The 13969-nt window shown below is 35.8% G+C and carries 16 protein-coding genes and 1 riboswitch; of the genes, 9 read left to right on the top strand and 7 right to left on the bottom strand.

The window, feature by feature from the left end:
• Window positions 1–224 precede the first annotated feature (224 nt).
• Both EG344_RS17605 and EG344_RS17610 read left to right on the top strand, forming a co-directional pair.
• Complete coding sequence (locus tag EG344_RS17605; RefSeq protein WP_164464461.1) at window positions 225–923, top strand: XAC2610-related protein; 699 nt, start codon at window positions 225–227, stop codon at window positions 921–923.
• 1 nt (window position 924) lies between these two features.
• A complete protein-coding gene (locus tag EG344_RS17610; RefSeq protein ID WP_123910679.1) occupies window positions 925–1515 on the top strand; it encodes an HD domain-containing protein in 591 nt (196 codons plus the stop codon).
• 47 nt (window positions 1516–1562) lie between these two features.
• Here the strand turns inward: EG344_RS17610 and EG344_RS17615 are convergent, their stop codons facing one another.
• From EG344_RS17615 to EG344_RS17635, 5 genes are all read right to left on the bottom strand, one after another.
• Window positions 1563–1946, bottom strand: coding sequence for an acyl-CoA thioesterase (locus tag EG344_RS17615; RefSeq protein ID WP_047098292.1), 384 nt, complete (start codon window positions 1944–1946; stop codon window positions 1563–1565).
• 115 nt (window positions 1947–2061) lie between these two features.
• Window positions 2062–2243, bottom strand: a riboswitch (cobalamin riboswitch).
• A gap of 34 nt (window positions 2244–2277) precedes the next feature.
• On the bottom strand, window positions 2278–3075 hold the full coding sequence (locus tag EG344_RS17620; RefSeq protein WP_123910680.1) for a hypothetical protein: 798 nt from the start codon (window positions 3073–3075) through the stop codon (window positions 2278–2280).
• Between the two features lie 77 nt (window positions 3076–3152).
• Window positions 3153–4040, bottom strand: coding sequence for a hypothetical protein (locus EG344_RS17625; protein WP_123910681.1), 888 nt, complete (start codon window positions 4038–4040; stop codon window positions 3153–3155).
• 33 nt (window positions 4041–4073) lie between these two features.
• Entirely contained in the window at window positions 4074–4736 is a 663-nt protein-coding gene (locus EG344_RS17630) for a hypothetical protein (protein WP_123910682.1), read from the bottom strand.
• A gap of 135 nt (window positions 4737–4871) precedes the next feature.
• On the bottom strand, window positions 4872–7019 hold the full coding sequence (locus tag EG344_RS17635) for an endonuclease MutS2 (RefSeq protein ID WP_123910683.1): 2148 nt from the start codon (window positions 7017–7019) through the stop codon (window positions 4872–4874).
• Window positions 7020–7146: 127 nt separating this feature from the next.
• Between EG344_RS17635 and EG344_RS17640 the strand changes: the two genes are divergently transcribed.
• The 3 genes from EG344_RS17640 (at window position 7147) to EG344_RS17650 (ending at window position 9398) form a co-directional block, all read left to right on the top strand.
• Window positions 7147–7653, top strand: coding sequence for a GNAT family N-acetyltransferase (locus EG344_RS17640; protein ID WP_123910684.1), 507 nt, complete (start codon window positions 7147–7149; stop codon window positions 7651–7653).
• Between the two features lie 64 nt (window positions 7654–7717).
• Complete coding sequence (locus EG344_RS17645; RefSeq protein WP_123910685.1) at window positions 7718–8719, top strand: acyltransferase family protein; 1002 nt, start codon at window positions 7718–7720, stop codon at window positions 8717–8719.
• Between the two features lie 37 nt (window positions 8720–8756).
• Window positions 8757–9398 carry a uracil-DNA glycosylase gene (locus EG344_RS17650; protein ID WP_123910686.1) on the top strand — a complete coding sequence of 214 codons (642 nt, stop codon included), beginning with the start codon at window positions 8757–8759 and terminating at the stop codon, window positions 9396–9398.
• Here EG344_RS17650 and EG344_RS17655 read toward each other — a convergent pair.
• Both EG344_RS17655 and EG344_RS17660 read right to left on the bottom strand, forming a co-directional pair.
• Window positions 9385–9882: a hypothetical protein gene (locus EG344_RS17655; protein WP_123910687.1), complete on the bottom strand. Its 498-nt coding sequence runs from the start codon at window positions 9880–9882 to the stop codon at window positions 9385–9387. The genes EG344_RS17650 and EG344_RS17655 overlap by 14 nt on opposite strands.
• A 19-nt stretch (window positions 9883–9901) precedes the next feature.
• Complete coding sequence (locus tag EG344_RS17660) at window positions 9902–10393, bottom strand: DUF456 domain-containing protein (protein WP_123910688.1); 492 nt, start codon at window positions 10391–10393, stop codon at window positions 9902–9904.
• A 176-nt stretch (window positions 10394–10569) separates the two neighbouring features.
• Here EG344_RS17660 and EG344_RS17665 point away from each other — a divergent pair, with 176 nt between their 5' ends.
• The 4 genes from EG344_RS17665 to EG344_RS17680 all read left to right on the top strand — a co-directional run bounded on the left by EG344_RS17665 (window position 10570) and on the right by EG344_RS17680 (window position 13920).
• Complete coding sequence (locus EG344_RS17665) at window positions 10570–11838, top strand: mechanosensitive ion channel family protein (protein ID WP_123910689.1); 1269 nt, start codon at window positions 10570–10572, stop codon at window positions 11836–11838.
• Between the two features lie 145 nt (window positions 11839–11983).
• Entirely contained in the window at window positions 11984–12703 is a 720-nt protein-coding gene (locus EG344_RS17670) for a pyridoxine 5'-phosphate synthase (protein ID WP_123910690.1), read from the top strand.
• 104 nt (window positions 12704–12807) lie between these two features.
• Window positions 12808–13587 (top strand): alpha/beta fold hydrolase, encoded by a 780-nt coding sequence (locus EG344_RS17675; protein WP_123910691.1) that lies wholly within the window; start codon window positions 12808–12810, stop codon window positions 13585–13587.
• 114 nt (window positions 13588–13701) lie between these two features.
• Window positions 13702–13920: a microviridin/marinostatin family tricyclic proteinase inhibitor gene (locus tag EG344_RS17680; RefSeq protein WP_123857120.1), complete on the top strand. Its 219-nt coding sequence runs from the start codon at window positions 13702–13704 to the stop codon at window positions 13918–13920.
• Window positions 13921–13969 lie beyond the last annotated feature (49 nt).

Consider the following 13969-nt stretch of genomic DNA (forward strand, 5'->3'; position numbering starts at 1 on the left):
TTTTGGATGTTTAGATCCTTACAGAATGGCAAGACAGGAAATAAAAGTATAATTAGTTATATTGTGTAAGATATCTTTTAGCTGCAGTTTTCAGATACGAATTATTTGTAAAAGCATTTCTCTAAAGATGTTTAAATACATTTGAGTTTTGAAATCGGAACTATGATTCGTATTTTTGTTTGAAAGTTTTTTATAAAACATTTGAATCCAATATTACTATGAACATGAATATTTTGAATTATTACAGGAGTATATCCGCTTTTATGCTATTAGGTCCTTTATGTTTTGGACAATATCAATTTGAAGTTAAAGAGGCATCCAAAAATTATAATGCTATCATTCATATAGACAATTGTTTCGATGACCAATGTATGGATAAAGGAACTGTTGAGGTATTTGATAATAAAAACAGTAAAGTGCAGAGCTTTACATCAGATAATCTGGTTTTAAAACTTGGAAAAGGACAGAGGCTGGAGCGTGGAAAAGTAATAGCCCTAACAAATGAACAAAGTCCTGTGATTTTTGGTGACTTTAATTTTGACGGAACCGAAGATCTGGCGATAAGAAATGGAAATATGGGGAATTACAGTTCAGCATCTTATGATGTATATGTATTCAATAGTACCAGAATGTCGTTTGTAAAAAGTAAAGAACTTACAGAGTTGGGATCAGATAATTTTGATTTTTTTGAAACAGATCCGGTTCGTAAACGCCTTATTGCCTTTGGAAAATCCGGATGTTGTAATTTTTTTACTACAGAATATGAAGTCATTCCAAATAAAGGACTCGATAAAGTGCTTGAAAAAGAAGAAGACGAAAGCGAAGATGGCTATGTGAAAGTTATCATCAAAGAAAAAAAGAATAATAAGTGGACTACCAGAACCAAGGTATATCCATCAGATCAATATAATAGAGGAAAGTAAAATGAAAATCCAGAAAGAAATCGATTTTATCCTGGCTGTAGATGCCCTGAAAAATGTACAGAGAAGAAATTACAATGCAGATGATTCCAGAAGAGAGAATACAGCAGAACACTCCTGGCAGATCATTATTCTGGCCCAAATCCTTTATCCCTATGCTAAAAACCGTATGGATATTGATTTGTTGAGAGTGATAAGAATGCTTTCCATTCATGATCTTGTCGAAATTGAAGCGGGTGATACTTTTCTTTTCGACGAAGCTGCTATGGTAGGAAAGTTTGAAAGAGAAAAGATGTCTGCACAGAAAATTTTCGGAATTCTGGATGAGCCTTTACGTTCGGAATTCTTTAATCTATGGCTTGAGTTTGAGGAAGAGGCAACTCCGGATGCCATTTTTGCCTGTTCTATTGACAGGATTATGCCTTTTATTCTGAACTCCTATACTTCAGGAAAAAGCTGGACAGAGGCTGGGGTTACCGAAAAGCAGATCAGAAATATGCTTGAAAATGCCATTACCAGAGCTTCGGATGAAATGGGAGAGGCCTTTGAACTGTTACTGAGGAAAGGTCTGGAAACGGAAAAAGTTTTAAAATAAATAGTATGAAAAGTTTCGGGCGGCCAAAGGCCGCCCGAAACTTTTATTTATAAGATCTGGATTGGTTTCTTGAATTCATCAATTGCTACAAAAGTAAAGTCTCCCACAATTGCTTTTTCTCTTTCGTAAGAGTACATTTGTTCTGTGTAGATCTCAACACTTACTTTCATACTGGTTTTTCCAACATATGAAACTTTTCCGATCAGTTCTACAATTGTTCCGGCAGGAATTGGTTTTTTAAAATCGATTTTGTCACTGCTTACTGTTACCACTCTTTTTCTTGCGAAACGGGTCGCAGCAATAAAGGCTACTTCATCCATAAGCTGCATGGCTGTACCTCCGAAAAGAGTATCGTAATGATTGGTTGTGTTAGGGAAAACCGCTTTAAAGATTCTGGTTTCTGCAGCTTCAATTCTTTCTTCTGTAGTCATATTTCATTATTAATTAAGGCGAAATGAAATCGTATCAAAACAACAGAATAATGACAGGAACGTTGGAGGCCCCTGAAAGAATCCATCAGATCAATAAAACTTCAAATCGCGAAAGTTTCTTGTTTAAGAAATCGGCAGGTCTCCTGACTTGTAACATCTTTTATCTCCTTCCCATGCCTCGCACAGTGGATCTTTTGATAAAGATTTCAGTTACTTACAGTTGCGCGACAGTCCGTGATTTTCACACGGTTCCCTTTTAATCTGCGGTTATGCAGAACCAGTTTCTATGATGAATAAGCGTAAAACTTTTTCGGCTGCAAAATTAATGAATTTATTCCGGATTATGATAAATAATCTGGCTGATTACTCTTCCCTTCTTGATAGTCCAAAGGGTTGTATATCTGTTTTCGCCGGAACCATTGATCATGTAAAGGAAAATGTTGTCATTGTCCAGAGAGGTTACTCCAATATTGTTGAAATCCATGGTAGGCTGGAACATATTTTTGATGGCTTCTCTCACGAAAACAGAACCTCTTCCAGGTTGTTGAAGTCTGATTGATTTAATCTCCGTCATTCCTTCAGGAAGATCATTTCCAATTCCCCATGGTTTTACTTTATCAATGGTAAGAAGCTTTCCTTCGGCATCTTTTTCCTTTTTACGGTAACTGGCATTAGATGGATATATGTCAATCACCACTTTACTTCTCTGGGCAGTAGGAATTTTAGGGTCAGAATTATCTGTAAAGATCAGTGATTTTCCGTTTTTAGATTTAGAAGGTGTATAGGCGGGAAGCTGATCAACAAAGGCAATGCGCTCTTTGTTCACCATTCCTTCTTTGTCAAGGGTTTCATAGCGTACAAAAGGTTTGTCCTCGTCCTGCTTTTCAGGATATTTGATCCAGATCCATTCCGTTTCTCCGGGAGCAGGCTTTACATAAACAAAAACATCCCCTTTGCGCATGCGGATCTTATCTACAATTTTCCTGTAATTATCCTTATGCACACGAACATTGGCATAGCCTTCTTCAGCTTTTACAACACCAAAAGGAACTTTATTCTGTCCTTTGACGAAGGCTAAAGAAAAAAAACTGAAAGCAGACAGGTACAATGTCTTGTTTACTGAAATCATCTTAACAAATTTTAGATCCCCAAATATATAAATTAAATGTTTTTTGGATGGGTAAAATAAAAAGGTATTTATTGAAATTACCAATACCCTCTAAATAATTTATAAAATTCTTCATCAGGAATATGGTACTTATCATTCTCCAGTACCCATTCCAGGGATTCTTTGCTAAGGTTTAGTCTATCATAGGCTTTAGTTTTCAAATATTTTTGTTGTTCATTAGTGATACTGTATATTATTTGCCCTGTTTTATCATCTACCAATATTGTTATCTCTTTCGTCGTTCTGTCTTCTGGATGTGGATTGAGAAAGATGTACCAATAGGAATGAATATCATTAAAAGCTCTAGTGATACCTATATTAGGAAAGCCGTATGAATCTCCTATAGCCAGAAGGTCATAAAAACTCATTCTGAAATGAGAGTCATGGTCTATTTTCTTTTGTAATGTACCATCTTCAGAATAGGCATACCATATCCCTACCGGATAGCCGGAAGCTTTTACTCCATATCCAAAATGTCTTATGGTATGAATTAAGCCATTTTTATAGAAGTCAATTTGGGTCTGAATTGCGTTAGAGAATTGCTGGGTATAACCTGAATTTTCAGTTGTTCTTGTATACTTTTGTGTATCTCTTTTACCTGTCATAATAGAGCTGATTATTCCGTCCTTGAATTCATAAGAGATTAATGGAACAAGGCTGTCAGCTTTGTCTTTCAATTCTACACTATGTGTATTGGTGTCTTGATTATAGGTTGCGGTGTAAAATATCCCATTGACAGGCTGCTTTTGTTTGGCATAGGAAACCAGGGTCTCATAAGTAGGTGTAATTAGGTTTTCCTTTGAAATATCATCAATTTTTATCGTACTGAATTTTTGTGCAGGATTTGGTGTTTTCTGCTGGGCATTCATAAAAGACGAAATACTGAAAATCCCAATTAAAAATACTGAGCGATAGATCTTGTACATGTTAGAATAATGGTTTTATCTACAAATCTTGTACTAAGACTCTGACCTCTGATTTGACGAGTCATAAATAGCCTTCGGATCATTTTTAAGATAATAGGAAAAGACTCCGAAGAAAAGAAGCACGAGCAGGAACAACGCTCCACATACATAAAAGGCAGTCCCAAAACCATAGCTGATGGTGACGCCGCCGCCTAATCCCATTCCAACTTTATTATTTCCAAGACCTTCCATCTTGGATTGGAATGTTAAATAGAAAGTTAATAAAGAGATAAGACCCAACAGGGAAATGGCAATATGATAGATATATTTTTTCTTAATACTTTTTATCAGATGAATGACAATTCCTGCAATGGCAGCTAAAAAAGCAAGAATGATAAACGGACTTGGGGGAATATTCTCTTTGTTATTTTTATCATTGGAAGCATTAAGTGGTGAATACTCGCTGTCAGCATTTGACGATGAGTCATCAGAATCATTTCCAAAAGCGGACCCAAAGGGAGAGTTTTTTTTCAAATTCTCCTTCATACGATCATTCATTGCTTGCTTGGAAACGCCTGTTACCAAATCTGTTCCCTTAATAGACATTAAGGTGGTATCACCACACTTGATCAGGAAAAAAGGAAAGAAAAAACATAGAATAATGACGGTGTAACTTGGTATTGGAATAAGGTCTGATAATACTTTTAATGGCTTCATAATTATTGTTTTTTGTTAAAAATAAGAAATTCTCATGAGAATATACAAAAGAAAAGAGAGCATCCTCAGACACTCTCTTCCATTATTGTATTCAGTTAATTTTCAAACTCTCAAATTGATCCATTTTCAAATGGATTAAATTCTCTCTAGTTCATCTGCATCAATCGTCGTTTTGAAAGTTCCGTAATTGACAATCACTTTATTTCTGGAGATTTTCTCAATCGTTCCTACGCTGGTACTTCCGGTAATTCGAACACGCTGCCCTATTTTCATCCATATTTCGCGGTCACTCTTGCGTTTTTCTTCCAGTTTTTCGTTGGTTTCAGCAATTTTTTCAATCACTTCTTCCTTTTTAAGCTGTTGGGTGATCTTTCTCTTAACCACCTGAAGACGTTTGGATTCATCCTTATCAGCACCAATCTTTCTGAATTTTTCCTGTTCGAGCAATTTCACAAAGTCCTTCACCACATCTTTTCTGGATTTTCCTTTTGTATAGCTGTCAATGAACGTTTCAATCTTATTCCCGAATTGGAGTTTACGGTGTTCCTCTTCGTAAAGTTTCTGGAAATTGAATAGTTTCTGCTGAAGTTGGTCATTCAGTTTCTGAAGATTATCACGCTTGTCTTCTACAGATTCTTTTCTTTCCGCAAGATCCGATTTCAGTTTTTCAACCTCAAATTTCTCCTGTTGAAGCTTTACAATCGTTTTATCAAGATTCACAATGTCATGTTCTACCTTTTTCTTAGCAGAATGAATGATGAACCTTGGGATTTTATTCTTTTCAGCAACTTCAAAAGTAAAAGAACTTCCTGCTTGGCCAACCTCCAGTTTGTACATGGGCTCCAGGGTCTCTTCATTGAAAAGCATTGCCGCGTTCTGAGCATTTGGAAGCTGCTCTATAACCAATTTGATGTTGGTATAATGCGTTGTAATGATCGCAAAGCTCTTCTTATCGTAGAAAAATTCCATAAAACTTTCAGCCAAAGCACCTCCCAATTCAGGATCAGAACCCGTTCCGAACTCATCAATCAGTAAAAGTGTATTCGCATCAGCCTCACGGATGATTCCGGACATTTTCTTTAATCTTGATGAATAAGTGGATAGATGGTTTTCAATAGATTGATTATCACCTATATCAGTCATGATCTTTTCAAAGAAAAACATTTCGGACTTTGGATGAACAGGGACCAGAATCCCACTTTGAATCATCAATTGCAGCAAGCCTACAGTCTTTAATGTAATTGATTTTCCACCGGCATTAGGTCCGGAAATACATATAATTCTATTATGATCCGTTAAAGCCAGGGTTTGTGGGTGAATTGTTTTGTTCTCTACCTTATTTCTCAACCACAATAACGGATGGAAAGCATCCTTAAGTCTCAATGTTCTATGACGGTTGATCTTTGGAAGAACACCGTTGATAAGCTCAGCAAACTTAGCTTTAGCCATTATCAGGTCAAGATCAAAAATATACACCTGATATCTCCAAAGTTGAGGCTGGAATTCTGCCAGTTCAGCAGTAAGCGTTCTTAAAACTTTATCAATCTCTTTTTTCTCTTCCTCTTCATTTTCACGAAGTTTGAAATAATGTTTTACAACACTGTCCGGCTGGATATAGGTGATAGAACCGGTTTTTGAAATGCCCAGGGTTCTGCCCGGAACTCTTTTCTTAAATCCTGATTTTACCGCCAACACCCTTTGGTCGTCAATAATTGTTTCCCTTATATCATCCAAAAAATCACTCTGTCCATATGTAGTCAGAGCACGGTTAAAGTTTTCCTGAATCGCTTTTTTAGCATGCTGGATCTCAGTTCTAATCCCTTTTAAAGCTGGGGATGCCTCACTTTTTACCTCACCAAAACGGTTGAATACCTTATCTACTTTGTCAATGATCTCTTTTCTGAATTCCAGGACAGAAACCTCTTCCAATAAAGTAGGAAACGTTTCCGGCATGGTAGGGAAGAACTTCTGTAATCTTCCGATCTGTTCCGTGATGGTTTTTATTTTAATGAAAGCACTGTTTTCCAGACGGTAGTTCTCAATCAGCATCAGTTTCAGCTCACTTTCAATATCTTCATACTCATCAAACGGAATTGCATTTGAACTTTCAAAACTCGACAGATATTCTGATGTTTTTTTCAATGAAAGTTCCGCCTCGTCAATTTCCATCGGACGAAGTTGAAGAATTTTTTCTCTTGTTTTCGGAGAATACGCAAATGGGGAAATTTCCGCGAGCAATTGCGGAAACTCTAATTCGTCTAAATCTTCTTTATCTATATACACAGTGCAAATTTAGTGAGAATTTTGATTATTACGTATATTTGAGTGATTTACAAAATAGATTGATGGAAGAATTATTCCTTATTCTGTATTTCTTTTCAAAGATTTAATGATAATTTTTAATGAAAATATGAAACTGGAAACAGAAAGACTGGTCTTAAAAGAGATCCATGAAGGTCATATAGAGGATATTCTTCGAATCAGAAGTAATGAGATTATCAACCAATATGTGAAAAGGAATTCTCCAAAAACCAACTATGATGCTTTGGAATTTATCCTCCATATTAAGAGGAAAACTCAAAATAAAGAGATTGTTTTCTGGGGAATTTCATATAAAGACACTCCCAATCTCATCGGAACTATTTGTTTATGGAAATTTTCGGAGGACAGAAAAACAGCTGAGGTTGGTTATGAACTATTACCAGAATATCATCGAAAAGGACTTATGTCCGAAGCTCTAAATGCTGTTTTAAATTATGGATATAATGAATTACAATTGCTGGAAGTTTTAGCCATCACAAGCAGATTCAATGAAAATTCTAAACAGCTTCTTTTAAAATATCATTTTACCCTTGAAGAAGATCAAAAAGACAAAGATAATCCCGACAATATTATTTTTAGCTTAAAAAGAGACTAAACATTCAATCCATCAGTTTTTTTTCTATCTTTAGCCTCAAACAGATTGAGAGTATACACAATATATGAAAAATGAAATAAAGTCCTTAACCGGGTTAAGGGGAATTGTAGCATTATGGGTCACTTTTTTTCATTTTAGTCATTTTAAGACGGATCTTATTCAGACTGTTGTTAAGAAAGGCTATGTTGCGGTAGATATCTTTTTTGTCTTAAGCGCATTTTTACTGGCAATTTCTTATGCTGATAAATTTAAAACCTTAAATTTTAGCGCGGTACAGAAGTTTTATAAGAAAAGAGTAAACAGGATTTATCCGGTCTATATTGTATCTGTTATTTTTATTGCTCTATTTCTGATTGAAACTTCAAAAACCAAATTTTTAGTTAATGCCGCTTTATTACAGTGTTTTTTTAATCCCAATTATTCATTAGGTACGGTCTATTGGTCATTAAGCACAGAATGGATTTGTTATCTGATATTTCCTTTTCTGCTTTTCTTCATCGTTCGGTATAAAATACGCAGTGAAATATTGATTATTTCAGGCTTGGTTTTAAGAGTGATTCTCCCATATCTTCCTGATCAACTATATTTAGGCTCAGACATGCGGATGCAGATGATTAAATCTTCAGACTATCTTGATATTACTTATGGTTTAAATTCTTTGGTACGAACAGTATCATCTTACCTGTTGGGAATAGGGGCTGCTTTTTTAGCAGGTACCGGATTGCGAAAAAAAATAGTTATTTATATTGTATTAATTCTTTCTCTGTTATTACTATACACAGAAAAAGGACTCTTCTTTATCCCATTATTATCAGCAATTATGATTAAACAGTTATATGATGGTGAAGATAATATGATCAAAAGGTTTTTAGGAAGTGGGGTGGTATATTTTCTGGGGAATATTTCTTATTCACTGTATATTATTCATTATATCGTCCTGAGAGAGAGATTGGTATTTCTTTCCTCTGAGCTTCTGAATAGCTTTCTATTGATAGGTTTATCTATTGTTTTATCTTATTTTTCTTATATTTTAATTGAAAGAAAAGTGAAGATATTTAAAGTCTGAATTATGCTTTTATTTTAATATTAATTACTTTTGCAATATGACCTGGACAGAAATTTTAGCCCCGATAAAAAGCACTGAATACTTTACAACCCTTTGGGGAAAAGTAAAGAACGAATATGCAACCACCAAAGTTTTTCCTCCTAAAAATCAAATTTTCAGAGCGTTGGAACTGACCCCGTTTGAGGATGTTGAGGTAGTGATTATTGGTCAGGATCCTTATCATAACGATTATCAGGCTAATGGGTTGTGTTTTTCTGTTTCTGAGCAGGTTACAGCGCCGCCATCCCTTAAAAATATTTTTATCGAACTAAAAGATGATCTTGGAGTGATAAGGACTTCCAAAGAATTAGATGACTGGGGGAAACAGGGGGTTCTTTTGCTAAATGCAACATTAACGGTACGGGCACATACCCCAAATTCTCATAAAGATCTTGGTTGGGAACAATTTACCAACTTTATCATCAAGGAAATTTCAGATAAAAAAGAAAATGTAGTCTTCGTATTATGGGGTGCTTTTGCACAGAAAAAAGCCGAACTCATTGATCCGGCTAAGCATTTTATATTGAAATCGGCACATCCGTCACCGTTTTCTGTTTATAGAGGATTCTTCGGAAGCAAGCCTTTCTCAAAAATTAATGAATATCTTGTTTCCAAAGGGAAAAAACCTATTTCGTGGTAGCGTCAGATGAAGCCCCGGCTTTTTTAATACTGACTCCTATTTTATATTTTCCATTTAATGCTGTAGCTCCTTCTGATTTAGGATATGGAGTTACCTCTTGTAAAGTAATAGTGTAGCCGTTGAAATCTGCCGATTGGCGATAGTTTCGATTGGGAAAGTCCATGCTTGCAAGGTTCAAAAGTACAGGTCGGGTAGAGGTTCCCATGACTTCTACTTGTGCAAGAGCCACTCCGGCCCAGATACAATTTACTCCTTCAGGGCAACGGCTGTCTTCAGAAACCCCTTTGAAAGTAATATTCATCTGATATTCTTTCAGGAATCTATTTTCTCCTTCATTCAGGTAAATGAGATCATTCTTCTGATCATTAGACTTTGTATTGGTTGTCATTTCAGGGGCTTTTGTATCTGCTTTTGTTTTCTTTTGAGAATCGCATCCCGTTAATGCGAAAATTCCCAGGCTAAGTATGAGGGCTTTATGGAACATGATTTTTTCTTTTTTTGAGTTAAATAATATCAAACATATTAAGAAGTACTACCAAAAACATTGCCACACCTACTACGAAACTAAAGCCGGTGCCGTAGATAAAACCGATTAAAGCCCCTTTAGTAGATTGTAAAGCTTTGTTCATATCCTTGCTGTCATGAAGCATTTCACCAATAAATACGCCTGCAAACATTCCAACCAGAAAGCCTAACGGAATCGGAATGAATATTCCCACAATAGTTCCTATTACAGAACCAATGCTTCCCCAACGTGTCCCGCCATATTTTCTGTTGGTTCTTGCGGGAATCACATAGCTTAAAACCACAGAGGCAGCTGTGAGGATTCCGAAAGCCCAAACATAGAGCATGGGAAGATCAGCATCTGTCCCGAATTTGTAGATCAGTAAACCGCAAATACTTAATAAAAGTCCTGGTAAAACAGGGAGAAATGTTCCCAATATTCCGACAAACAATAAAACAAGACAGAGAATATTAATGACAGTTGTATCCATTCTTTAAAATATAAACGAAGATATGAAACCTGAGTGATTCAACAAATAGGCCTGATTATGAAAATACAGGAGTTTCCTGAGTGGTATAAAGAAATTTTACTACCGTTTTGAAATTTGGGATGAAAATTGATTGTGAATAGTAACATCATCATCCTTAATTTTATAAATTTGCTGTAATGAAAGATGACCTACAGGATACCAAGAACTATTTGCAGGAAATAAGCGAACAGTTATACATTTATATCACCCAGATCTCACCCTCCGGGTTAGATTGGATTATTCATATCATTGTAAAGCTGGCGCTGCTTTGTGCGGTATTCTTAATTGTAGACTTTGTTTTTAAATTTGTTATCAATTTTATTTTCCGCCTTTTTCACAACGAAGAAAAATTTCCGGTCCTTAAATCCATCTATCAATCCAAAATTACCAATTCGGTCGCTCATTTTGCCGCGCTGACTATTGTTGGTGGAATCCAAGGTTCTATTTTCCCAGAAGGAGCATTGCCCAAAACAACAATTTTCATCATACGATGTGTTAATCTGGGATTAGTAATGATTCTTGCAGGCATGCTGTACAGGTCATTAACAGCATTGAGAAATTACTTTTCTATCAAGCAGGATTTCTATAAAATTATGGCATTAAATGCCATTTCAGAAACCGTAAAAATCCTTGGACTCTTTGTGTTTACGGTTGTAGGTATTTGTGTGGTCTTCGGGATCAAAGGAACAACCATTGTAGGAAGTTTGGGAGCTATTACAGCTGTTTTGGTACTCGTTTTCAGGGATACGATCTTAGGGTTTGTAACGGGGATTCACGTAGCGACTTCCAAGAATATGAAAGTGGGAGACTGGATCAGCATTCCCAAATACAGTATAGAAGGCAATATTACAGAGATCAGCCTTCTGACTACAAAAATTACCAATTTTGACAAAACGGTTTCTACCATTCCTACTTATGATTTCCTGACTACGGAGATCAAAAACATGCAGATCATGTCCGAATCCAATAACAGGAGAATTAAGAAATCTATTTATTTTAATATCAATTCCTTTAAGTTTCTTACGGATGAGGATATTGAGCGGTTAAAAGAAATTAATCTTATTGCAGATTATCTTGAACAAAAAAGAGTGGAAATCAGGAGAGAAAAGGAGAGCCTGAGCAATAATGACAAGACTATTAACGGAAGGCAGCTTACCAATATTGGAGTTTTCAGATATTATGCACAGAGATATATAGAAAATGATCCAGATATAGAAAAAAATGCAACAAGAATGGTTCGTCAGCTGGAAATTACTCCGCAAGGTCTTCCGCTTGAAGTGTATTGTTTTGCGAATGATTCCAAATGGGAACATTTCGAGCAGATCCAGGCTGATATTTTCGATCATTTACTCGTGGCCTCCAAAGAGTTTGAACTTCAGGTAATGCAGGTAAGTATTAAAGTATAAAAACAGGAAATTTAACTGTTCTCAAAAAAAACAATTTTAAATGATAAAGAAATTAGAACGCCAAGAAGAAGTAATAGGTCTGGGTAACCTCCAGGCTTCCATCTTCCTCTTTCTAACTTCTGCTATCTAACATCTAAATATAAAAATGACAAAACTAAGCGTAAACATCAATAAGATTGCGACATTAAGAAATGCAAGAGGAGGTGAAACACCAAGTGTGACAGAGGCTGCTATAAAAATTCAGGAATTCGGAGGTCAGGGAATTACGATTCACCCAAGACCGGATGAAAGGCACATTACAAGAAAAGATGTCTATGATTTGAAACCATTGGTGACGACTGAGTTTAATATCGAAGGAAATCCACATCAGTCTTTTATTGATATGGTATTGGATGTGAAGCCTGAACAAGTAACTCTGGTTCCGGATGCCGATGATGCCATTACTTCCAATGCAGGTTGGGATACTAAAAGACACCTTGATTATCTTACTGAGATTATTGCAGAATTTAAGAATGCAGGCATCCGTACCTCTATCTTTCTTGATCCTTTACCTGAGCTGGTAGAGTATGCTGCAAAGACTGGAGCAGACAGAATCGAACTCTATACAGAAGCCTATGCAAAAAACTATCTGTCTAATAAAGAACAGGCGATCAAACCTTATTATGATACTGCCGTTGTAGCCAATGAATTCGGTTTGGGGATCAATGCCGGTCACGATCTAAGCTTAGAGAATCTGAAATATTTTGCAGATACTATTCCTAACTTATTAGAAGTATCCATCGGACATGCTTTGGTTTCTGAAGCATTATATATGGGCTTGGAAAATACAGTTCAGTCTTATTTGAAGAGATTGGCAACATGGTAATAATGAATACAAGATACCAGACATCGGAAGGCAGACCTTAGTAGTATGTGATGCAACTGGAATTATCTGGAATCTGTATCTGAAATCTATTATTTAAAGAAAATATGGAAATCTTAAACTCAAAAATATTTGGCGAAGGTTCTAGCGCTACGCCGCTTTTAGTATTCCACGGGCTATTTGGAATGCTTGATAACTGGGGAAGTTTCGGGAAAGACCTTGGAGAATATCTTCCCGTACATCTTATTGATCTCAGAAACCACGGAAGAAGTTTTCATTCCGATGATATGTCCCATGATGATTTGGCGGATGACATAGTTCGTTATATGGAACATTATGGCATTCAGAAGGCTCATGTTTTAGGCCATTCTTTAGGCGGGAAAGCAGTGATGCAGTTTGCTATAAAGTATCCCGGAAAAGTAGAGAAGCTGATCGTTGTAGATATTTCACCAAAAGCTTATCCACCCCATCATCAGGGAATCATCAAAGCTCTGGAAACGGTAGACTTTAATACGGTAGGTTCAAGAAATGATGTAGAGGCTGTGTTGAATCAGTATATTCCTGAAAAATCAACAATACAGTTTTTAACAAAGAATCTATACTGGGATGATAATAAAAAGCTGAACTGGAGATTCAATCTTAAAACCCTGTCTGAAAAGTATAATGAATTCGTATCCAATGCTGTTAAATTCGGTGTTTTTGAAGGAGAAGCTTTATTTATAGCAGGAGAGAAGTCTAACTATATTCTTCCACAGGATGAATATGGAATCAAACAGCAATTTCCAAAAGCGAAGATTATAACCATTAAGAATGCAGGGCATTGGGTTCAGGCTGAAAACCCTGTTGATTTTGCTATAGTTGTTAAGCAATTTCTTGGTTTGAATTAAAAATATACTTTATGCTTTGATAATATGTTAAAATTATCTTAAAGTGTTTATTTATTTCTCCATGAGTTGAAATTTTTGTACATTCGATTATCAAATAAACAAACATATTAACTTATGGAAAACAAAAACTCAAAAAAGAAACCGTTTTTCGCGTCATTTCTTGAAAAACAACTTAAAGATCCGGAAACAGTAAAAGGAGGAACGAATATCACAATTCCAGAAAGGGATGTTATTACGAAGCCGATTATCGATGATGTAACTTCTAAGTTAAACGATATGGAGCATACTATGAAATATCCTTCTGATGGTGATGATGATGCCGCTCAGCTATAAAATGATTATTTTACAGTAACATATTAACAAAATTGTAACAAAGGGGGAA

Origin of the sequence: Chryseobacterium sp. G0162, from assembly GCF_003815715.1 — a bacterium.
Classification (GTDB): Bacteria; Bacteroidota; Bacteroidia; order Flavobacteriales; family Weeksellaceae; genus Chryseobacterium.